Origin of the sequence: Bradyrhizobium sp. Mp27 (assembly GCF_029953005.1) — a bacterium.
Taxonomy (GTDB): domain Bacteria; phylum Pseudomonadota; class Alphaproteobacteria; order Rhizobiales; family Xanthobacteraceae; genus Bradyrhizobium; species Bradyrhizobium barranii.
In genome coordinates, this window is sequence record NZ_JASAUS010000004.1 from 1 (window position 1) to 22746 (window position 22746).

Consider the following 22746-nt stretch of genomic DNA (forward strand, 5'->3'; position numbering starts at 1 on the left):
CTTCCGGCTGGCGGGCTCCGCCTTTGCCGGGAGGGCGTCGAACCCTCTGGGTCACGTTGAAAGGTTTCAGACTACATTCTTCCTCCTTTCCAGGACTTATCCTGACGCAAGCAGGAAGCGCACCAGCGCGAAGAACGGGTCCATCGCCGCATAGGTGACGTTGGTCGCGTTCGAGCCGTTGGCGCTGGGATCCTTGGCGCCGCGGCGCCAGTTGGTGAACAGCGTGTTCCACTCGATGACGTCGAGCTTCACGTCGAAATAGCATTCGGCGAGCGCCTGCTGGAGGTACTCGTTCATCGGCAGCGGCTGCATTTGGCCCGAGCCCGACGCAGAGGTCTGGATCTTCACCGTCAGCTTCTTTGACGGACCGAAGCCGGCCTCCTGCATCAGCTTCTGTCCAGCCGCCTTGTCATACTTGATCTCGAAGCTCGGCTTGCCGCGCCAGGGATGGCCGGGTTCGAAGGTGCCGGTCGCCGGCACCATCAGGCCCGCGAGCAGGCCATCCTTGAGACCTTCGCGATCGACGCAGAGATTGGCGGCCTTGCGGACGCGGATGTCGTTCCAGGGCGAGCCTTCGACGCGCGAGAACTGCCACGGCCAGACATGCGGCTGCTCGTTGGCGTAGAGCTTGAAGCCGCGCTGCTTGAGCTCGGGCAGCGCATCCGGCGCCGGCGCCTCGACCCAATCGACCTGTCCGGAGAGCAGCGCCGCGGTGCGCGCGTTCGCCTCCGGCATCGGCAAGAGCACCATCTTGTCGACCTTGGGCACCCGCGCCTTGTCCCAATAGGCCGCATTCTTCACCAGCTCGAGCCGCTCGCGCGGCGTGAAGCTCGCCATCTTCCACGGGCCGGTGCCCGCGGCGTCCTTGGCGAACGCGGTCCACGCAGCCTGCGACTTCGCCTTGGCATCGGCGCCTTCCGCCTTGTCGTAGAAATGCTGCCACTTCGCCGGGCTCGCCATGAACAGGTTGGTGAGGTTGATCGGCAGGAAGCTGTCGGGCTCCTTGGTGGTGAGCTCGACCGTCATGTCGTCGATCTTCTTCGCGGAGGCCAGCGTCGGCATGCGCGACGCGGTGACGCCAACCTGGCTGGCGTCGAACTGCGGCGCATCCTGCTTCAGCACCTTCTCGACGTTCCACACCACGGCATCGGCGTTGAACGGCGAGCCATCATGGAAGGTGACGCCGGGGCGCAGCTTGAAGATCCACTTGGTCTTGTCGGCATCGTCGACCTTCCACTCGGTCGCAAGGCCCGGGATGACCACGCTCGCCTTGTCGGCCGAGGACAGGTCCCAGCCCGTGAGCGCGTCGTACATGGTGAGGCCGGTGAAGCGGTTGCCTTCAAAACCCTGATCGGGCTGGCCCAATGTGCGCGGAATATCGGCAGCGGTCATGCCGATGCGCAGCACGGTTTCGGCACTGGCCACGCGGCCGCAGTCGTCAGAGCCAGCGCAGCAATCAGCGCCGCGCGGGTCGTTATCTTCATAAGCATCGTCTCAGTCCTCTTCCAGCTTTCAATGACTAATTTTGATGCAAACGTATGCAATGGCTATGCCAATGGGGAAACTTTTTCTGCAAATTACCCTGCGACGACAAGTCTGTGTGATCGCGTGTCGGCAAAGGCACCGTCCTGCCTATTCTGGCATCAAGCTTGCAAGTTTGGCCCTGAAATCTCCTGGGAGCCTTGGGCCATGCGTATCCGACTATCGACCTGTCTCGCCGTGCTTGCGCTGGCGTTTTCCGCGATCACGGCACGCGCCGAAACGGTGGTGCGCTACGGCATCTCGATGGCGGACATCCCGCTGACGACGGGCCAGCCCGATCGCGGCGCCGGCGCCTATCAGTTCACGGCGTACACCATCTACGATCCGCTGGTCGCCTGGGAGATGGACGTCGCCGATCGCCCCGGCAAGCTGGTGCCCGGGCTCGCCACCGAATGGAAGGTGGATGATGCCGACAAGACCAAATGGCGGTTTGCCTTGCGCAAGGGCGTGAAGTTTCACGACGGCAGCGAGTTCAACGCCGATGCGGTGATCTGGAATCTGGACAAGGTGCTCAACGACAAGGCGCCGCAATTCGACAAGCGGCAGAGCGCGCAGGTGAAGACCCGCCTGCCTTCGGTCGCGAGCTACGCCAAGATCGACGATTTCACCGTGGAGATCACGACCAAGACGGTCGATTCCTTCTTTCCCTATCAGATGCTGTGGTTCCTGGTCTCGAGCCCGACGCAGTACGAGAAGCTCGGCAAGGATTGGGACAAGTTCGCGAGCCAGCCCTCCGGCACCGGTCCGTTCAAATTGACCAAGCTCGTGCCGCGCGAGCTTGCCGAGCTCACGAAGAATCCGGACTACTGGAACAAGAAGCGCATTCCAAAGGCCGACAAGATCGTGCTGGTGCCGATGCCGGAAGCGCTGACGCGCACCAATGCGCTGCTCGCAGGGCAAGTGGACCTGATCGAGACGCCGGCGCCGGACGCCGTGCCGCAGCTGAAGGCCGCCGGCATGAAGATCGTCGACAATGTCACGCCACATGTCTGGAACTATCACCTCAGCGTGCTGCCGGGCTCGCCCTGGACCGACATCCGCCTGCGCAAGGCGCTGAACCTCGCGATCAATCGTGACGAAGTCGTCGGCCTGATGAACGGCCTCGCAAAACCGGCCAAGGGCCAGGTCGACCCGTCGAGCCCGTGGTTCGGCAAGCCGAGCTTCGAGCTGAAATATGATCTGGCCGCGGCCAAAAAACTGGTCGAAGAGGCAGGCTACTCCAAGGCGACACCGCTGAAAGCCACCTTCATCATCGCCCAGGGCGGCACCGGCCAGATGCTGTCGCTGCCGATGAACGAATTCCTGCAGCAGAGTTTCAAGGAGATCGGCATCGACATCGACTTCAAGGTGGTCGAGCTCGAGACATTATATACGCATTGGCGCAAAGGTGCGGCCGACGAGATGAACGCCGGCATCACCGCCAACAACATCGCCTATGTCACCTCGGACCCTCTCTACGCCATCGTCCGCTTCTTCGCCTCCGACCAGATCGCGCCGGTCGGCGTCAACTGGGGCGGCTACAAGAACCCTGAGGTCGATGCGCTGATCAGCAAGGCCAAGCAAACGTTCGACACCGCCAAGCAGGACGATCTGATCGCGCAGGCTCACGCGCTGATCGTCGACGATGCCGTGCTGGTCTGGGTCGTCCACGACACCAACCCGCACGCGCTGTCGCCGAAGATCAAGCAGTTCGTGCAGGCGCAGCACTGGTTCCAGGATCTGACGACGATCGGGACGGAGTGAGAACGGCAAACGCCGGTGTCGTAGGGTGGGCAAAGCGGAAGCGTGCCCACCACCTTAAGCCGACGCGAGGAGATATGGTGGGCACGGCGCTAACGCGCCTTTGCCCACCCTACGGGAGCGTCGGTGGCGAAGAGGAGACCCACACTCGCGCGCCAAACACCGCTGTCGTCCCGGGGCGCGACGTAGTCGCGAGCCCGGGACCCATAACCACAGGAAGTGGTTTAGCGAAGACTCGGAGTTACCGGCTCGCGCCATAATATCTCCCTGGGGGTATGGGTCCCCGCGTACGCGGGGACGACAGTGAGTGTGCAGCGCCAACGATGGCCACACACCCACACCGCTACTTCGTCAGCAGCGCATACGCCCCGGTCCATCCCTCCGCCGGCGGATTGATCTGGAATTCCTTGATGCGCGCCTCGTACAGCTTGAACAGCTTTTCCAGCGTGTCGGCGTCCTCGCTGTGGCGGCCACGCTCGATCGCATCCAGCGCGCCCTGCCAGTCGCGGCCGCGGTAGCAGCCGAGCATCTCGATGGTGACGTTGCGCAGGCGCTGGAAGGCGCCCGAATGCATCACGTCCTCGCGGCCGGCGATGGCATAGATCACCTCCGGCTCGGTCTTGCCCTTGACCATGATAAAGTCGAGCTCGAGGATCGCGAACTTGTCCTTGGCGGCGAGCGCGGTCCTGGAGCCGACGATGATGGGAAAGCCGTATTCCTTCGACTGGCCTTCCAGGCGCGAGGCGAGGTTCACGCTGTCGCCGAGCACCGAATAGTTCTTCTTCAGGTCGGAGCCCATGTTGCCGACGACGCCGATGCCGGTGTTGAGGCCGATGCCGACATTGAGCGGGATGTAGACGTGACCGCCGGTAGCGGCCTCCTGCTCGCGCTCCTTGTTGACCGCGTCGATCTGCTCCAGCATCTGGATCGCGGCCTCGCAGGCGTTGACCTCGTGCTCGGCATCGTCGAGCGGCGCGTTCCAGAACGCCATGATGGCGTCGCCCATGTACTTGTCGATGTAGCCCTTCTGATCGATGATGACGTCGGTCAGCGGCGTCAGGAAGCGGTTCATCAGCGCGATCAGGCCTTGCGGATCTTGCTTGTAGCTCTCCGAGATCGTGGTGAAGCCGCGCACGTCGGAGAACATGATCGTCATCTCGCGCTCCTCGCCGCCGAGCACGAGCTTTTCAGGCGACTGCGCGAGCTGCTCGACCAGGACGGGCGACATGTATTGCGCGAACATGCCGCGGATCTGCACGCGCTGACGCTGCTCGCGCACGAAGCTGGCGAAGATCAGTGTCAGATAGATCGCGGTGGTCGAGAGCAGCGGATAGGTGAAGTCGATGAGGTAGCGGTTCTGCGCATAGAAGAACCAGGACACACCGACCAGGATGGCGGCGAACATCGCGCCCGCGAGCACTAGACGGACAGGGCCGAGATTCGGCGTGAAGATGATGACGAGCAGGCCGATCACGAGCGCGGCGATCAGCTCGACGCCGAGCGCATAGTTCGGCTGCGAGATTACCGCACCGCTGAGCACGCTCTCCAGCACCTGGGCATGGATCTCGACACCCGGCATGGTCGATGACACCGGCGTGGTCTTGATGTCGTTCAACCCGACCGCGGATGTGCCGACCAACACCAGCTTGCCGGCGATCTTGTTCGGCGGCACGGTGTTGTCGAGCACGTCGGCCGCCGAGATGTAGATCGAGGGATCCTGGCGGGCATAGTGCACCCAGAGCTGGCCGTTCTTGTCGGTCGGAATCTCCACGCCCTTGAGGCGCACGGCCCTGATGCCGGTCTTGTCGGTCCGGACCAGCAGCGTCGGCGTTCCCGTGACGACGCGCAAAATCTCGAGGCTGAGCGAGGGCATGATGTTGCCCTGGGCGCGCATGATCAACGGCACGCGGCGGATCAGGCCGTCGCGCTCGGTCTTGATCGAGAACAGGCCCCGGCCGGCGGCGACCTTCTCGATGACGGGCACGTTGCGCAGCAGGCCCGGAAATTCAAAGAGGAAGCGTTCGGCGCCCTCTTCGCCGACCGTCGCGATGCCGGTGAAGGGCAGCGACTTGTCGATCTCGGACGAGATCGGCTGCTGCCCGGTCTCGCCCAGCACCACGCTCGAGCGCTTAATCGCGTCGGCGAGGATCTGGTCGTTGGTCGGGAGCTCACGCAGCCTGGCGCGGGTGGCATCGTCGAGATCGCGCATCTGGCTCGCGACCAGATCCGGGTTGAGCCGGTCGGCTTCGGAGAACACCATGTCGAAGCCGATCGTCACCGCGCCGTTACCGGTGAGGTTCTGGATCAGGTCCGCGATCCGCGTGCGCGGCCATGGCCACTGGCCGAGCTTGGCGAGGCTCTTGTCGTCGATGTCGACGATGGTGACCGGACGCGCCGCCTTGTGGCGTGGATCGATCAGCTGGAACATGTCGAAGGTGCGCAGCCGCAATTCCTGGATCGGCGGCGGATCCCACAGCCGCGCGCCGGCGAACACGACCAGCAGCGCAAGGCACATCAGCCGCGCGAAGCCAAGCTTCCGCGCAAACCACCGCCGCAGGATCTTGAGACGTTTCATTTTAGTCGGACTTCCTGACCTGCATCGCGCCCGGGGCACCGATCATGGAGCGTCCGCGGGCGATTGGCTATTCCCCGGCGGTTGAGGATTATGGATTTTTTGCCACGGTCAAGCTGCGAGCCGGCCGCCAGGAGGCCCGGGCGGCGATCAGGTGATGTGGAAGATGAAATCGCTGGCCTTCAGATTTGCCGCAATCACGTTCTTCAGCAGGATCGTCTCGTGGCTGTCCAGCGTGATCAGGGCGCCGCCCGATTGCGGAGCGATATTGACGTCGTCCAGCGAGCTGATGCTGCCGAACTGCCGCAGGTCGATCTTGTCGAGGCCGACCTCGAAATCGTCGACGCTGTGCTGGATCGTATCCTGCGAAGCCACCGGCGCGAACACGAACTGATCCTTGGCGCCGCCGCCGATAAGCGTGTCGCTCGACTCGGTGGCGAAGATCACGTCCTTGCCGTCGGTGCCCTCCAGGCGGATGCCCTGGCTGTTGGCGCTCTCGACGAAGATGAAGTTCACGGTGTCGGAATGGCCGGTCGAGTCGGCAACGGCCACCGTGATCTTGTCCGTCGCGGGCGGCTGCGGATACTGCTCGGTGCTGGCGCCTGTCGGGTCGTAGGTGATGCCGGCACCTTCTGCGAGGCCGGTGTTGATCTGCTCGAGCGAGCCCGTCGTCGGATATGCACTGACGCTGCTGGTATCCGGATGCGAGGTCGACACCGTGACGGTGAAAATGTCCGTCGCCGCGCCAGAATCGGCATCGGTGACCACCAGATCGGTGATGATATCGTTGCTGTTCTCGCGGATGTGCTCGACGTGGAAGCTCTCGGTATTGATGACCGGGCCGATGGCAGGCGTCACGCTCGTGCCGATGGTGGTGATGTCGTGCGAGATCGGCGTGGTGCCGCCGGTGCCCGTCGCCGTGAGATCGATCGTCGCCGTCGAGCCAGCGGTGGTGATGGCGCCTGTATAGGTGTCGTCGAGAGCGTGGACGCCCAGCGCGCCAGGCTCGCCGCTGAATCCGTCGGCAGGCACGAACCGGATCAACGTAGCGGAGCTCAGCACGAGCGCATTCGCATCACCGACCGAGTCGACATCGACCCAGCAGCCGCCAACCTTGTACTGCCAGACGCCCTGGTCGGCGGTCGCGGCGTCCGACGTCACCGCGATGGCCTTGAAGGTCGCGCCAGTGTCGGCGTCATGGAACTTGTTCGTGAAGAGATCGCGGATCTTGCTGCCAGCCGGATCGCTGTCGTTGCCGGCGACGGCGGCCAGCGTCGCGCTGTCGAGCGTCGGTGCGTCGTTCTTGCCGGTGATCGTGATGGTGACGTCGGTCGTGGTGGTCTCGCCCCGGCCATCATCGAGCGTGATGGTGGACACGACCTTCGCCGTCTGGTCCTGGCCGAGGAAATCGAGCGCGTTGTCGGCGATCGAATAGTGCCAGGTGACCGTGCCGTTGTTCTTGCCGGTCTGCTCATAGGTCAGCGCGTTTTTCAACGCAGCGATCTCGCCAGGCGTGAGCGACCCGGTGACGTCGGTGGTGCCGTCCGCAGCGAGCGAGGTTACGGTCTGGCCGGTGACTGCCGCCGTCGGACGGTCGGTCAGGTCGAAATCCGTAAAGTGGATCGAGCCGGTCGCGGGCGTAGCTGTATCGATCGTGGCGAAGTCGCCGGTGGCGTCCGCCTGCTCCGAGACATTCCCGGCCAGCACACCACCGACGGTGAACGCCGGCGCGTCGTCATCGGCATGGATCGTGATCAGTGTGCCGCCATGACCGTCGTCGCTGCCGGCGAAATGGGCATTGGTGTAGTCAGCGCCGGTCAGGGTCAGGCTGATGTGGTTGCCGTCGGCGTCGGTGACCGTCAGCACTCCGCCGGTCGCTGGATCGGAATTGGCGACATAGACCGCGCTGGTGCCGAGTCCGTACTTGATCGTCGACAGGTTGATCGTGTCGTTCGCAGACAGCTCCGCGATCGCGCCGTCAAACGTCGCCGTGTCGATCTGAAGCCCGGCACCGTCGCCGTCGAGCGTGATCGTCTGCGTGACCGTGCCGTCGAGCTTCAGCAACGCGCCTTCATCGACGGCGACCGAGCCCGTACCGGACAATGAGCCGAACAGCGTCAGCTCACCATCATGGATCTCGATGGTGCCGGCATTGGTGATGGTGCCTGAGATCGAAGCCGTGCCGTAGCTGTTGATGTGGCTGTCGTTTTCGATGCTCAGCCCCGCCCCGGAAATCGAGGCCCCGTCCAGCAGATCGATGTCACCATGATTGATGATCGTCGACGCGTTGCCAAACACGCTCGTGCCGCCGACGGTCCAGGTACCGCCCGACTCGTTATTGAACGTGGCGGTGGCGACCGCGATGTTGCCGTTGATGTGGCCGGTGTTGTTGATCGTGATCTCGCCGCCAGTTTCGACGATCGCATAGGTCGATGAGGTCACGCTGCCGGCATCGGCTGGCCCGATGGTGCCGGAATTGTCGATCGTGGCCGCGCCGGTGGCATTCTCCTGGATGGAGATCGCAGCGACGCCATCGGCGCCGACCACGGAGCCGGTATTGGTGATGTGCGTCGAGCCGGTCGCGTTCGTATCGTCCTGGTCGACATTGATGCCGGACGAGATGGTGCCGGTGATGTGCCCGTTGTTGGTGACGGTGACTGCGCCGTTGCCATGGGAGACGATGTCGAGACCGACCGCGCCGGAAACGCCGCCGCCGATCGTCGCCGTGATATCGCCCGCGCCGTTCGCGCCGTCATGCAGCACGATGCCGTTGGCGGTCTGGCCGGTGATGTCGCCTGATGTCGTCAGCGAGATGTCGCCGATGCCATTCTGGGTGACGACGATGCCGTTGGTCGCGCCGGTCAGCGTACCGCTCGGGGTCAGGACGATGTTGCCGCGATTGCCGATCGTCCCGCCCGAAGCGGTGAAGTCGAGCGCATCGCCCTTGCCCGAATTGATGCCGGCATCGCCGGTGACCGTGAAAGTACCGCCGGTCGTCGCCTGACCGGTGATGGTGCCGGTAAAGGCATGGCTCGTCTTGTCGATCTCGAGCGTATTGGTGCCGCCGGCGAAGGTGACGGTCTGTGCGTCCGCACCACCGAGCTCCAGCGTCGTATTATTGTCGATAATCAGCGTGCCGGCACCGGTGATGCCGCCGGACAGGTTGAGCGTGCCGCTCTGGACTTCGATGGTGCCGGTATTGGTGACGCCGCCCGTGATCGTATTGAGGCCGGCGACGCTGTACAGGTTGCCGGCGTTGCTCAGGCTGCCGCCATTGATCGAAACGTCGGTCAGATAGAGTTTTGACGCGCCGTCGACCGAGATCATGCCGCCAGCGTTGGCGATGGTGGCGGTCGTGAGCTTCAGCGTGCCGCCTGTCACTGCCTCGATCAGACCGTGATTGGTGATGGCGCGAAGGATGCCGGGATCGATCGTCAGCGTGCCGCTGGTGACCGAGATCGTGCCGGTGTTGCCGACGTCGGCGTTGTCGATGGCACTCGCGCCGGTCGTTTCCAGCGTGCCGGCGATGGTGAGCGTGCCACCGGCCAGGCTCGCACCGTTCAACGTCAGATTCTTGCTCGCATCGACATTGACGGTGCCGTGATTGACGATCGCGGTGCCCAAAACGGTCGCGTCGTCCAGCGTCAGCGTGACGCCGCTCCCGACCGTCACCGCGCTGATGCTGAGCGTGGCCCCGCTGTCGATCTTGCTGGCGCCGGTGACGTCGATCGTGCCGGCGCCCTTGATGGCGCCGCCGCTGATCGTGGCGTCGTCCAGCGTCAGTGCGGCATTGCCGTCGACGATGACGTCGCCGCTCGAATTGTCGACGGTCGAGCCCTGATCGATCGCGAGCGTGCCGTTGGCGAGCACTTCGATGATGCCGGCATTGGTGACGGTCTCATCGCTGAGCGCATTGCGCGCACCGCTCGCCTTGAAGACGGTGTTGTTTTGAAGAATGCCGCCGCTCAGGACGGCATCGCCGGTCAGATCGATCTCACCGTTATTGGTAATCGTGCCTGCGCCGCGAATGCCGGCGTTGAGGACGGGGCCCCCCTCGTCATCACCGCCGCCGGTGTCGATCACCGCACCAGCTCCGCCGATGGTCGCATTGTTGACGATCAGCTTGCCGCTGGCGTCGACCGTGATCTGGCCGTCATTGGTAACGCTGGAGCCCTGATGGATCGTCAGCCAGCCGTTGGCCAGCACCTCGATCACACCGGCCGCGGTGTTGGACACGGTCTCGTGGGCGAACTCGACCGTGCCCTTGACGTTGACAGTGCCGGAATTGTTCAGCGTGCCGTTCTCGATCAGGCTGGTGCCGTCGAGCTCCAGCGTGCCCAAAATGCTGACGGTGCCGCCATCGACCGTCGCGGTGTCGACGATCAGCGTCGAGCCGGCATCGGCCCTCAGCAAGCCGCCGGCATTCTGGATCGTGGCGAGCGTCTTCAGCGTGCCGCCGGACAGCTCGATCGTGCCGGAATTGGTGATCGTGGTGCCGCTGGCGAAATCGCCGCCGCACGCGAGCGTCAGATAACCGGCATTGGTGAGCACGCTCGTGCCCAAAATCTCGGCCTTGCCGCCGACCGACATCGTTCCGGTCGCGGCGGTCGTGAGGATCGAATCGGCGCCCATGTTGAGCGCGCCTGATATCGTCAGCGAGCTCTGGACGATCACCTTCGGCGGCGGGCCACCGAAATCGTTCATCGTCAGCGACTTGGCGTAGGCCGCGGTGTCGATCGTCACCGGATAGGACGGCGTCAGGCCGTGCAGCTGATCGGTGATGACGATGACGTCGTCATTGATGGTCGGGACCGTGCCGGTTGCCCAGTTCGCCGCGTCCTTCCAGAAGCCGCCGGAGGGAGCGCCGGCCTTGTCGGTCGCGATCCACACCACCGCGGGCGCGTCGGTGCCCGTGATGGTCACGGTGATGGTTTGCTGCGAGGTGGCGCCTTGCGAGTCCGTGAGCGTCACGGTGTAGACCAGCGTCAGCACCTCGCCCTTCGGGATGAAGTCGGCGAGATAGACCGGCAGATCGGCCAGCGACCAGTTGATGGTGCCGGTGCCGTCCCCGGTGCTGTCGGCGCCCGCTGCGATCGCGACCGACATCGCGCTCTGGAACGCCGCGAGCGGGCCCGGCGGAACGGTGCCATCAGGCAGGGTCGCGCTGGTCAGCGCCACCGACACCGTATGCTTGTCGGTGAGATCGACGTCGTCGAAGTTCAGCGTGCCCGTCGTCGGCACATCGCTGGTGAGCGGACCGCCCGGCACGCTGGTGCCGCCTTCGAAGGTGATGACCGGAACGCTGGTGGTGATCACCGGCTTGTCGTTGGTGCCGGTGATCGTGATCGGGATGACGGTGGTCTCGGGGCTGACCGAGAAATTGTTATCGACGCGGACCATGTAGGTCAGCGTCAGCGTTTCGCCGGCCGCGAGGAAGTCGAAGACGTGGTCGGGGATCGTGTAGGTCCAGACCGCCGAGCCGTTGTTGTTGTTGGCGCCGTCGGCGACGACGCTGATCTGGATCTGCGTCGCCGCGATGTCCTGCTTCTGAAGTGCAGAGAGCGTGCCGGTGACATCCTGGCCGGCGCTCTTGTAGACGTAGTTCGGCGCATCGGCGAGGTTCACGCTCACCGTCGGCCTGTCGCCCAGGTTCTGGTCGACGAACGTGATGCGGCCGGAGATTGTGTCGGAATGCGTGGTGTCGCCGGTCGTGCCCGCGCGCTCAGTCAGCGCGAACGCCGTTTTCACATTGCCGTTGAGATCAAGGCTTTGAGACAGAGGCTTGCCGGGGTAACGGTTGAAAGGCGCCGTGTGATCGCCGGACCCTTGCGTTCCCTGCGGATTGAGGTTGGTGAAGACTGCGGTCGCGATGTAGCCCGCCGTCGTCTTGATCACCAGGCCGTCGCTGGTCTGCGTGATCGTGTCGGTGAAGTTCGTGGTCAGCTTGGTGTTGGTGTTGTTGTCAGTGAACTTCAGAGTGAACACGTCCGTGATCAGCTTCTGAACGTCCGGCGACAGCAGCCCGTTGGTGATCGAAACGTTGCCGCCACTGATCTGGATCATCTGGCCGGCCTGGTTGACCGTCGCGATCGGCAGCAGCGTGACCTTGTCGAACAGGATGTAGGAGCCCGTCGTGCCGTTCGGCTCGACCAGCACCTGGAAGCTCGCCTGCGGCTGCGGATCGCCGCCGCCGGCGGGAACGACGAAGTTGATCTGGGTCAGCACCGCCGTGCCGCGGATGCCCATGGTGGCGACCGGCGTGTCGATCTTCATGTCGCCGTGCTTGGCGGTCTCGCCGGCGACGAAGGTGATGGTGCCCGCGACCAGGCTCAGCAGCGAGGAATTGCTCGACCCGTTGGGGTCGTAGACCATCTCGTTCAGCACCATCCGCGCATTGGAGGACAGGCCGAACACGGTGCCGTCGATGAAGGTGATGCCGAGCGTCGAGTCAGCACCGGTCGAGACCACATCGCCCTTCTCGACATTGTCGCCGTTGTTCAGGGTGACCGAGACGCCGTTGCGGACCGCGGTCGCGCTGCCGGAGAGTTTCGTGACGTGGCCGATGACCTGCGCGGCGGCGATGCCGGGCGCGGCCTGCGCATATTGCACATGGCCGGTGAGCGCGTTGACGACGTCGCCGGAGAGATGGGCGCCATCGGGCGAGGCGATCGCTGCGCGCTTGTCGCCCTTGAAATAATCGTGAACGACGAACTCGTGCCCCTCGTGAGACAGCACGAGGTCGAGACCTGCGCGCTTGAACTCGCCATTGAAGATCAGGTTCGGATCGGGAACAACGAACGTGCCGTCGGGCACGTGACCGTGTGCCTTCGCGATAAAGGGCTTGGCGATAAAAGGCTTGGCCGCAAAGGAATCGACATGAACGTCCGCGGCCGAGCGGGAACCCTCGCCATCAAAGGGAATCGTGGCGTCAAATTTGCCAGCGTAATTCAACCGGGGGGCACCGCAAAAAGAGTTAAAATTTAAGTAAGTAACGACCGCCTAAGCTTGAATAGCATTACCAAGTCCTTAGCGAAACCATCTATTGCTTGTGTGATTCCCATCACTTGGCTGGAGGAGTCCCCAATAGCGGCGCCTTCACAGAGAAGCCGAAGTAATTCTTAAAATATTCCGAGGTCGGTTTTCGGCTTATTTCCACGCATTCCCAGTCATCCAAAGTAATCAGTCGCCCCTATCGAACGACGGATACTTGTGCCATCTTTTGTTCGTAGTACCCCGCAGCATCCTGCGGCAAATACAGGTCAAAATCTGTGACCCAACTAACAGAACCCGTGAAATAGCGGGCTGTTAGCCATAAGCGGTAGAATCAGCCCTCCCGCAACTTCTCCCTGCAATTGGTTCCATTTCGCGGCGACGGAGCCCTCCTAGCCGGCGAATCGTAAAATTTTACGCAATTTGCACAGGCGCGTTTCAGCCTGTCTCACGGTTCTGGGAGCCCTGCCGGGCGCATTAAGCAGAACAAAACGGCCCGTCTCGCACTATCTCCGCGAAGCAACAAAGCCCGGCACGACCAGGTCGAGGGGGACCTGGCGAAGCCGGAAGGGGATGTCAGATGGAGACCGCTGCTCGCTCGCGCGCCTGGCGCGCTGTCCTTGTGCTGTGCGGATTGATCTTGCTCGGATCGGCCGCCGAGCTCCGCGCCGGCACGCTGCTGTCGCCTGGAGCCGGCGTCCTCGTGCGCAAATCCGCCGAGCCGTTCGGCGTGTTCGCCTTCGCCATATCGTCCGGCAGCCTCCAGCAGAAATGGTTCGCGCTGAAGCAGAAGCTCGACGACGACATGGTGCAGCTCGCGCTGTGCGACGGCGACCGGGACAATTGCGCGTCGCCCGCGGCGCTCAAACTGATCGCCATCGTCGACCAGGCCCGCAGCCGCGACGGCCGCGCGAAGCTGGGCGAGACCAATCGCGCCATCAACCTTGCCATCCGGGCCGCCAATGACGGCGCCGACGACGTCTGGAGCTCGCCGCTCGCGACCTTCGCGCGGGGGGCCGGCGACTGCGAAGACTATGCCATCGCCAAGCTGGCCGCGCTGCGGCTCGCCGGCGTTGCCAACGAGGACCTCCGCATCGTCGTGGTGCGCGACGTCAGGGCCGGCGAAGAGCATGCCGTTGCCGCAGCAAAGCTCGACGGCCACTGGCTGATGCTCGACAACCGCCGCATGGCGATGGTCGAGGACGACGCGGCCCAGACCTACCAGCCGCTGTTCGTGCTCTACCAGTCCGCCGTGATGAAATATGTCGACGAACCCGTGCGGTTGTCGATGGCCGCGCCCGCGGCGCACTGAACTGTCTCTCGTAGCCCGGATGGAGCCAACGGGGCGGCGCAAAGCGCCGCCCGATGACAGGCTCCGCGAAATCCGGGACTTTCACGACGCGCACCGCTCCCGGATTACGCTTCGCTCCATCCGGGCTACGGGTCTCACGTAAACCGTCACGCCACAAAGCCGTTTCGCCGCGCGATCCGGGGCGCTAGCATGGCGCCTTTGCGGGGGCGACTGGAATGCGGTTCATCGTGCTGTCTGTGCTTGCGCTGCTGGTATTGCCGGCGGCACCAGGCTCCGCGCAATCGGGCCCGTCCGACCGCTCCATCGCCGACAGGCTGCCGCTGTTTGCCCGAAACAACTGCCAGCAGATCCGCGATCCCGGCAATCAATTGATCTGCGGTGACGCCGAGCTGGCGGCCGCCGCCGAGAAGCTCGGCACGGCGATCGAGTCGCGGCTCGCCCGCCTGCCCGATCGCCTGCCCGCGATCGAGGAGAATGCGATCTGGATCCGACAGCGTAACCTCGGCTGCGGCATCGTCGGCCAGACCGCGATCCGCACCGACGATTTCGACCGCGTGAAGGCGTGCCTTCTCAAGGTCACCGAAGAGCGCGCCGCAATCGTGCGTGATCCCGATTTCGACTGTCTCGCGGCCAACACCGCCGCGGGCGCGCTGATCTGCGCGGACCCGTCGCTGGCGCTCACCGAAACCGAGCTCAACAGCCAGGTGCTGGGCCTGATCGGCAGGCTGGATCCGACCGCGGCCCGCTTTGCCTTCGCCGAATACGGCCGATGGACGAGAGAGCGCGATCGCAAGTGTAATCTCGTCGGCAAGGAGAACGTGCCGCTTGCCGAGCTTTCGTCCGCGGAAGATTGTCTCGCCGACCATCTGAAGCGCAAGACCGAGGAGATCGCCGCCGCCAAGGGCGATCCGAAGAAAGTGTTCGGCCGGCAGGTCGCGGCCCGCTCGCCCGACACCGATGCCGTCGATTTCTGCGCCGCGCGGATTCACGCCGCCAATTCGTGCGGCAATTTCCTCCGCATCAACCGTGTCTACGCGCTCGACAGCCAGGTGACCGACCAGGATGCGCAGGTCACGGGCGAGATCGAGATGGTCGTGCTGGCGCCCTTCACCATGTGCAGCAAGGTCGCTTCCACCTGCACCGGCACCTGCTGGGACCCCAGGACGGGCCGTCCGCAGCCCGGCGTCGGCAGCAAGGAGCGATCCGGCGAGGCCTTCAACGTCACGCGCCGCCTGAGAGTCCAGCGGACCTTCGCCTTCGTGAAAGCCGCCGACGGCTGGCGCTGCCGGGAAGACGAGCTGGCGCCGGTGAATTCGGGGACGGCGGGCGGCGGATCGTAGGTTCTCACCGTGGCGTGCTTTCTTCCTTCTCCCCTTGTGGGAGAAGGTGGCGCGCAAATCGTGCGCGCCGGATGAGGGGTTCTCTCCACTCGCACGACCATTCGTGAGGATAGAGACCCCTCACCCGGCTTCGCTTTCGCGAAGCCACCCTCTCCCACAAGGGGAGAGGGTGCACCGTCAGCGCAGCGAGAGCGATCCAATCAAAACATCAGATTGTCCTTCACCAGAACCCAGCGGCCGTTCTTGACCTGCTGGACCTGCGTGATGGTGGTGGCGAGATGGTTGGTCTTCGAGAACACCGTCGGCGGCGAATTGAAGATATCCTGGAACTTGTCGCCGGACTCCAGCGCATCGAGCATCTTCTGGCCAGTGAGATCCTTGCCAGCCTTGTTGGCATAATACGCGAACGTCATCACCGCATTGTAGCCAATGATCGCCTGGGTGTTGGCGTCGGCGTTGAATATCTTCTTGTAATTGACGAGCCAGTCCTTCACCTTTCCCTTCGCGGTGTCTTCGTAGGGAATTTCGAAGTTCGAAGCGGCATACAAGCCTTCCACCACGTCCTTGCCGAGCGCCGGCACTTCGAGCACGTTAACGGGCGTGGCGCCGAGGAAGGTGACGTCCCATCCGAGCTTCTTCGCTTCACCCATCGTGCCGATCGGCTCGCGGAGGACCGCGCCGAGCACGACGAGGTCGCAGCCGTCGGACTTCATCTTGGCGACTTGCGCGCTGAAGTCGGAGGCGCCGCGCTTGTAGCTCGTGATCGAGGCCGGCTGCATCTTCATGGCGGCGAGCTGCTGGTTGAAGCCGTCGAGCACGTTTTTACCGTACTCGTCATCCTGATGCATGATGCACGGCTTCTTGAAATTCTTCGCCTCTATCATGTATTTGAGCGCTGCGCGCGTGCTCTCGACATAGGGCAAGAGGTTGTTGAACTTCAGCCGCTCCTGCGGCTTGGCCGGATCGAACTTGAAGGTGAACTCGGCCGCCGTCAGCGGGAAGAGCTGAAGCACGCCGGCGTCGAGCAGGATATCCTGCGCGGCGAGCACGGTCGGCGATCCCATCGGGCCCACCATCGCGAAGATTTTGTCGCGCTCGATCAGTTTTTGCGATGCCAGCACGGCCTTCTTGGGATCGTAGCCGCTGTCCTCGACGACCAGCCGGATCTTGCGACCGTTGACGCCGCCGGCGGCATTGACCTCCTCGACCGCCATCTTCATGCCGTTGGAGACGGGCACGCCCCAGCCTTTGATCGGGCCCGACAGGTCCTGGTGGGTACCGATGACGATCTCGCTGGCCGAGATGCCGTCATTGGTGACCTTGGTTTGCGCAGCGGCCGGCAGACAGGTGAGCGCCACCGCGCCTACCGCAAGGCCGAACGTTTTCAACGATCTCGACATTGACGTCTCCTCTCCTTAAGGCCCGTATGACGCGAAGGGCGGGGGCCACAGCTCCTTCGCTTTCTCGACTTGGCAGGCTCGTCACGCCACCGCGCGTGCGCGATACATCGCGTCGATCTCGGCGGCGTAGCGCTTGTTCACGAAACCGCGCTTCAGCTTCATGGTCGGCGTCAGCTCCTCGTCCTCCGGGGTCAGCTGCCGCTCGATCAGAAAGAACTTCTTGATGGTCTCGACGCGGGCGAAATTGCCATTGACCTGCTCGATCTCGCGCCAGATCAGGTGCTGGATCTCGGTCGCCCGGCACAGGCTCGCGTAATTGGTGAAGGGGATGTCGTGGTCCTGCGCGAACTTCTCGACGTTCTCTTGGTCGATCATGACGAGGCAGGTCAGATACGGCCGCTTGTCTCCGATCACGACGGCGTCAGAGATATAGGGTGAGAACTTGAGCTGGTTCTCGATCTCGGAGGGCGTGATGTTCTTGCCGCCGGAGGTGATGATGATGTCCTTCATCCGGTCGGTGATCCGGACGAAACCCTCGCTGTCGATCGTGCCGACGTCCCCGGTGTGCAGCCAGCCGCGCGAATCGATGGCCTCCGCGGTCTTTTCCTGCAGGTTCAAATAGCCCATGAACAGGAAGTCGCCCTTGATCAAAATCTCGCCGTCGGGCGAGAGCGCGACTTCGCCCCAGGGCACGGCCGTACCGACCGAGCCGAGTTTGATCCGCTCCGCCGGCATCATGGTCGCAACCCCGCAATTCTCGGTCTGGCCATAGACCTCGTGGATGTCGATGCCGAGCGCGAGATACCAGCGGATCAGGTCCGGTGCGATCGGCGCCGCGCCCGTGAACGCGATGTGGCAGCGATCGAGCCCGATCATGCGGCGGATGTTGCGGAACGCGAGGCGGTAAGCGAGACGATTGGCGATGCGGAGCGACAGCGATGGCGCTTTGCCCTCGATCCGGCAATCGACCATGCGGTAACCGATGTCGATGGCACGCCGGTAGACCCATTGCTGGAACGGCGTCGCATCCTTCAGCGCGATGGTGATGGCGGAATAGAATTTCTCCCAGATGCGCGGCACCGCTAGGAAGATGGTCGGCTGCACCTCGCGCAGATTGTCCGGCACAGTCTCGGGACTTTCGGCAAAATTCATCACCGAGCCGAGCGCAACCGAGATGTAGTAGCCCCCGACGCGTTCGGCGACGTGGCAGAGCGGCAGGAAGATCAGCCGGTCTTCATCTTCCCTCGCCGGAATGAAGTCGTTGGCGTGCCGCATCTGGTGCGTGACGCCGCGGTTCGCGTGCATCGCGCCCTTGGGCGGACCGGTCGTGCCCGAGGTGTAAACGAGAACCGCGAGATCGCCGGCGCCGCGGCTGTCGATCATGTCCTGCCACAGCACCTCGCGGCCGACCATGTGGTTACGGCCGAGCGCGCGAAACTCGTCGAGCGACATCACCATGTCATCAAAGAAGCCACTGAGGCCCTCCATGTCGAACACGATGATCCTCTGTAGCGACGGACAGCGTGCGCGGCAGGCGAGGATCTTGTCGAGCTGCTCCTCGTCCTCGGCGAAAATCACTTTCGTCCGGGAATCGTTGACGAGATATTCGACCTGGGAGGATGCATCAGTCGGATAGATGCCGGAGGAGACGCCGCCGGCGCACAAGATGCCCATGTCGGCGTAGACCCATTCCGGCACCGCGTTGGCGATGATGGAGGCGACGTCGCCGGGCATGAAGCCAGACGCGTGAAGTGCGTAGGCGATCTCCTTCGAAATCGCGAGCCACTCGCGCCAGCTGGTCGGCTGCCAGATGCCGAACTTCTTCTCGCGAATCGCGGGCCTGTCGCCACGCGTCTGGGCCGCGCGCAAGAAGCTCTTCGCGATCGTGTCAGCGACCGTCAGCACCGCCGGTCGGACCATGCACGTTCCCTCCTTGTCGCTTGCCCTCCGCTCCCTGCCTTGCCGGCGGTCTATGTTTGCGGACGGGCTAATCCACTTAACGCCAAGTCTTCCTTCAACGCCAAGTTTTCTTCTTTTTCCAGCGCCGCTCACCTCGCGCGCCCGCCTCCTTGGCGCCAAGGTAGAATTCCTGGATGTCCTGGGAATGCATCAAGCGGTCGCAGGTGTCGTTCATCACGACGCGGCCGATCTCCAGCACGTAGCCGTAATGCGCCGTCTCCAGCGCCACCTTGGCGTTCTGCTCGACCAGCAGGATCGACATGCCCTGCTCCTCGTTGACGCGGCGGATGATCGTGAAAATCTCCTTCACCAGGATCGGCGACAGCCCGAGCGAGGGCTCGTCGAGCAGCAACAGCGTCGGCCGGTTCATCAGCGCGCGTCCGATCGCGAGCATCTGCTGCTCGCCGCCGGAGAGCTGGCCGGCTGGCTGGTTGATGCGCTCCTTCAAACGCGGGAAATAGCCGTAGACGCGTTCCATATCCTCGGCGACGCCGTCGCGGTCCTTGCGCGGATAGGCGCCCATCATCAGGTTCTCGCGAACCGACAGGAACGGGAACACTTCGCGCCCCTCCGGCACATGGCTGAGGCCGAGCCGCACGATCCTGTCGGCCTCCATGCGCTGGATCGACTTGCCCATGAACTCGATGGCGCCCTTCTGCGGATCGAGAATGCCCGAGATGGTCTTCAGCACCGTGGTCTTGCCGGCGCCGTTAGCACCGAGCAGCGTGACGATGCGGCCGCGCGGCACTTCCAACGAGATGCCACGGATCGCCATGATCGGCCCGTAATAGCTCTCGATGTTGGAGAGCTTCAGGATGATGTCAGGCGTCACCGCGGCGTCCATTGCATCAGGCTCCCAGATAGGCTGCGACGACGTCGGGATGCTGCTGCACCTCGGCGGGCGAGCCCATCGCGAGCACCCGGCCGTAATTGAGCGCGATGACGCGATCGGAGACGCGGTTGACCAGCGACATGTCGTGCTCGACCATCAGCACGGTGACGCCGAGCTCGTTCTTCAGGTCGCGGATCCAGAAAGACATGTCGCCGGTCTCCTCGACATTCAGGCCCGAGGACGGCTCGTCGAGCAGGATCAGCTTCGGCTCCGAGCACAGCGCGCGCGCCAGCTCGATCACCTTGCGCACGCCGTAGGGCAGGCCAGAGATCAGCTTGTCGCGGTAGGGTTCGAGATCGAGGAACTCGATCACCTGCTCGACCCTGCGGCGATGCACCTTCTCGTTCGCCCGCACGCTCGGCAGGAACAGCAGTTCCTGCCAGAGCTGGGTGGTCGAGTGACGGTGGCGGCCGACCAGAAGGTTGGAGAGCACGGTCGCGTTCTCGAACAGCTCGATGTTCTGGAAGGTGCGCGCGATGCCGAGCCTGGCGATGTCGGAGGGCGGCTGCTCGGTGATGTCCTGGTCTTCGAAGAAGATCCGGCCCGTGGTCGGCCGGTAGATCCGCGAGATCAGGTTGAAGATCGAGCTCTTGCCGGCACCGTTCGGTCCGATGATCGAGAGGATCTCGCCCTTCTCGACCGCGAAGGACACCGCATCGACCGCCTTCAGCCCTCCGAAATGCAGCGACAGGTTCTCCGCGCGAAAATAGCTCATCGGTTGCGCTCCGACTTCACGTAGATCTTCTGCCGCTTGAAGGTGGCGCGCTTGTAGAGCGGAAACAGCTGGAAGAAGAGCTTGATCTTGAGCCAGCGGCCGTAGAGCCCGAGCGGCTCGAACAGCACGAACAGCACGATGATGATGCCGTAGATCGCACCCTTCAATCCGTTGAGCGAGGCGAAGGCCGCGACCTTGGACTGGATATTGCCCGCAGTCGCCGGGCCCGCCCCGAACGTCGCGGCAATGCCGGCGATGATGCCGGGCAAGTCGTCCTTCAGATAGGTCAGGAACGGGTCGATCATCACGATGAAGATCGCGCCCAGCACTGCGCCGTGCAGGCTAAAGGTGCCGCCGATCAGGATCACGATGATGAACTCGATCGAGAGCTGGAGCGTGAACATCTCCGGCGAGATGAAGGAGAGCTTGTGCGCGAACAGCACGCCGGCAAAGCCGGTGATCGCCGCCGAGATTGCAAAGGACTTCACCTTGTACAGCGCGACGTTGACGCCCATGCTGCGCGCCGCGGTCTCGCTGTCGCGGATCGCGACGAAGGCGCGCCCCGTCGGCGAGCGCAGCAGATTGAGCGTGCCGACGATGGTCAACACCAGCACGGCGAGGCAAAGGAAATAGAAGGTCGGGCTGTCGCGCGGAACCGTGACGCCGAGCAGCGACAGGGTCTTGACCCGCATGCCCTCGTTGCCGTTGGTGACACTCTCCCAGCGCGCCAGGATCTCCTCGACGATCAGGGCAAAGGAGATAGTGGCGATGACGAGGTAGATGCCGGTCAGGCGCAGGGCGGGAAAGCCGACCATCGCGCCGATCAACCCGGTCAGGGCACCGGCCGCGAGGAAATAGACCGGGAACGGCACGTTGTATTTCTGCAAGTATGCCGCTGTGTAAGCGCCGATCGCGAGGAACGCCGCGTGGCCGAGCGAGGCTTGTCCCGTAAAACCGGTCAGAATCAGAAGGCCGACGCCAACCGTCGCGTAGATGCAGACGAAGACGAGCTGGCTCATCAGATAGCTGGAGAGCACATAGGGCGCGATCAGCAGCAGCGCGAGCAGGATGCCGTAGGAGACGACGTAGCCCGAATGCGGGAACAGCTTGATGTCGTCCTCATAGTCGGTCTTGAACAGGAAGCGCATGGCGTTCAGACCTTCTTGCGGACGTGAAGGCCGAATAGGCCTTCAGGCTTCAAGAGCAGTACGGCGAGCAGCACGAGATAGGGCGCGACGTCCTTCCAGCCCTCCGCCAGATAGAAGCCGGCCATGCTCTCGATCACGCCGATCAGCACGCCGCCGACGACCGCGCCGGGGATCGAGCCGAAGCCGCCGAGAACTGCGGCGGGAAACGCCTTGAGGCCGAGCACGAGGCCCACATTGGAATGGATGAAGGTGATCGGCGCCAGCAGCACGCCGGCGCAGGTCGCGACCGCCGCGCTGATCGCCCAGACGACCGACACCACCCGCTTGACCGGGATGCCCATGTAATAGGCCGCCAGCATGTTCTCGGAACTGGCGCGCATCGCGGTGCCGAGCGTGGTCTTGTTGAAGAACAGCCAGAGCAGCGCGCACAGGATCATCGTCGCGGCGATCACCGAGAGCTTGTCGTAGGCCAGCACCAGCGAGCCGACGCGCAGCACGCCGTGGCTGAACGGCGTCTCGATCTTCAAATCGTCGGTGCCCCAGATCATCCCCGCGACCGAGCGCAGGAAATAGCCGAGGCCGATGGTGGCCATGATGATGGAGAATTGCGGATAGCCGAGGATCGGCCGCACCACCACGCGCTCCGCCAGCATGCCGAACAACGCCATGGCAGCCACCGCCCCGGCAAAGCCGATCCAGTAGTTCAGTCCCATCATGCCGATGAAGGTGAAGGCGAAGAAGCCGCCCAGCATCATCAAATCGCCTTGGGCGAAATTGACGACCTCGGTGGCCTTGTAGACGAGCACGAAGCCGAGCGCGATCAGGCCGTAGACGCAGCCGAGCGCAACACCGCTGACCAGCTGCTGAACGAAATCCAGCATCGCCGCGCAACCTCCCGATACAACCGGCGGTTCTTCGTGACCGCCTTGCTGCATCTTGTGTCCAGTCGCTACGCGGTCGTTTCGCCGCGTTAGCGCCATTTGTCCCGGCGCCAATTCAGCCTGAACCGTCCAGCGCTGTCAACAAACGGTGACTTGCCATTAGTCGCAACCGGATGGCGGAATTTGTGGGCCGTAGATTCACGGTGCCGAAACATCTTGGGATCATGGTCGCGAGCGATGCAAAACCGGATGGTA

Annotated in this window: 11 protein-coding genes and 1 pseudogene; 3 read left to right on the forward strand and 9 right to left on the reverse strand. The window is 63.5% G+C overall.

The features are described from left to right. Positions 1-102 precede the first annotated feature (102 nt). Positions 103-1490: pseudogene (locus QJT78_RS04040) on the reverse strand (ABC transporter substrate-binding protein); the annotation flags it as partial. Between the two features lie 199 nt (positions 1491-1689). On the opposite strand from QJT78_RS04040, the gene QJT78_RS04045 reads away from it, so the two are divergent. Then, positions 1690-3285, forward strand: a complete 1596-nt coding sequence (locus tag QJT78_RS04045) for an ABC transporter substrate-binding protein (RefSeq protein ID WP_028148656.1) — start codon at positions 1690-1692, stop codon at positions 3283-3285. Between the two features lie 340 nt (positions 3286-3625). On the opposite strand, the gene QJT78_RS04050 is transcribed toward QJT78_RS04045, so the two are convergent. Both QJT78_RS04050 and QJT78_RS04055 read right to left on the reverse strand, forming a co-directional pair. Further along, positions 3626-5857: an adenylate/guanylate cyclase domain-containing protein gene (locus tag QJT78_RS04050; RefSeq protein ID WP_038952063.1), complete on the reverse strand. Its 2232-nt coding sequence runs from the start codon at positions 5855-5857 to the stop codon at positions 3626-3628. 147 nt (positions 5858-6004) lie between these two features. Next, positions 6005-12805: a FecR domain-containing protein gene (locus QJT78_RS04055; protein WP_049807437.1), complete on the reverse strand. Its 6801-nt coding sequence runs from the start codon at positions 12803-12805 to the stop codon at positions 6005-6007. Between the two features lie 619 nt (positions 12806-13424). Here QJT78_RS04055 and QJT78_RS04060 point away from each other — a divergent pair. After that, entirely contained in the window at positions 13425-14156 is a 732-nt protein-coding gene (locus tag QJT78_RS04060; protein WP_028148659.1) for a transglutaminase-like cysteine peptidase, read from the forward strand. Positions 14157-14371: 215 nt separating this feature from the next. Next, entirely contained in the window at positions 14372-15496 is a 1125-nt protein-coding gene (locus QJT78_RS04065; RefSeq protein ID WP_028148660.1) for a lysozyme inhibitor LprI family protein, read from the forward strand. Between the two features lie 200 nt (positions 15497-15696). Here QJT78_RS04065 and QJT78_RS04070 read toward each other — a convergent pair whose 3' ends face one another. The 6 genes from QJT78_RS04070 to QJT78_RS04095 all read right to left on the reverse strand — a co-directional run bounded on the left by QJT78_RS04070 (position 15697) and on the right by QJT78_RS04095 (position 22491). Beyond that, positions 15697-16896 (reverse strand): ABC transporter substrate-binding protein, encoded by a 1200-nt coding sequence (locus tag QJT78_RS04070; RefSeq protein WP_028148661.1) that lies wholly within the window; start codon positions 16894-16896, stop codon positions 15697-15699. 81 nt (positions 16897-16977) lie between these two features. Next, positions 16978-18816, reverse strand: coding sequence for an AMP-dependent synthetase/ligase (locus QJT78_RS04075; protein WP_028148662.1), 1839 nt, complete (start codon positions 18814-18816; stop codon positions 16978-16980). A gap of 94 nt (positions 18817-18910) precedes the next feature. Continuing rightward, on the reverse strand, positions 18911-19699 hold the full coding sequence (locus tag QJT78_RS04080; RefSeq protein ID WP_028148663.1) for an ABC transporter ATP-binding protein: 789 nt from the start codon (positions 19697-19699) through the stop codon (positions 18911-18913). 4 nt (positions 19700-19703) lie between these two features. After that, a complete protein-coding gene (locus QJT78_RS04085) occupies positions 19704-20462 on the reverse strand; it encodes an ABC transporter ATP-binding protein (protein WP_028148664.1) in 759 nt (252 codons plus the stop codon). Continuing rightward, positions 20459-21610, reverse strand: a complete 1152-nt coding sequence (locus QJT78_RS04090; RefSeq protein WP_028148665.1) for a branched-chain amino acid ABC transporter permease — start codon at positions 21608-21610, stop codon at positions 20459-20461. Before QJT78_RS04090 ends, QJT78_RS04085 begins: the two co-directional genes overlap by 4 nt. A 5-nt stretch (positions 21611-21615) precedes the next feature. Beyond that, positions 21616-22491: a branched-chain amino acid ABC transporter permease gene (locus QJT78_RS04095; RefSeq protein ID WP_014498442.1), complete on the reverse strand. Its 876-nt coding sequence runs from the start codon at positions 22489-22491 to the stop codon at positions 21616-21618. Between the last annotated feature and the right edge of the window lie 255 nt (positions 22492-22746).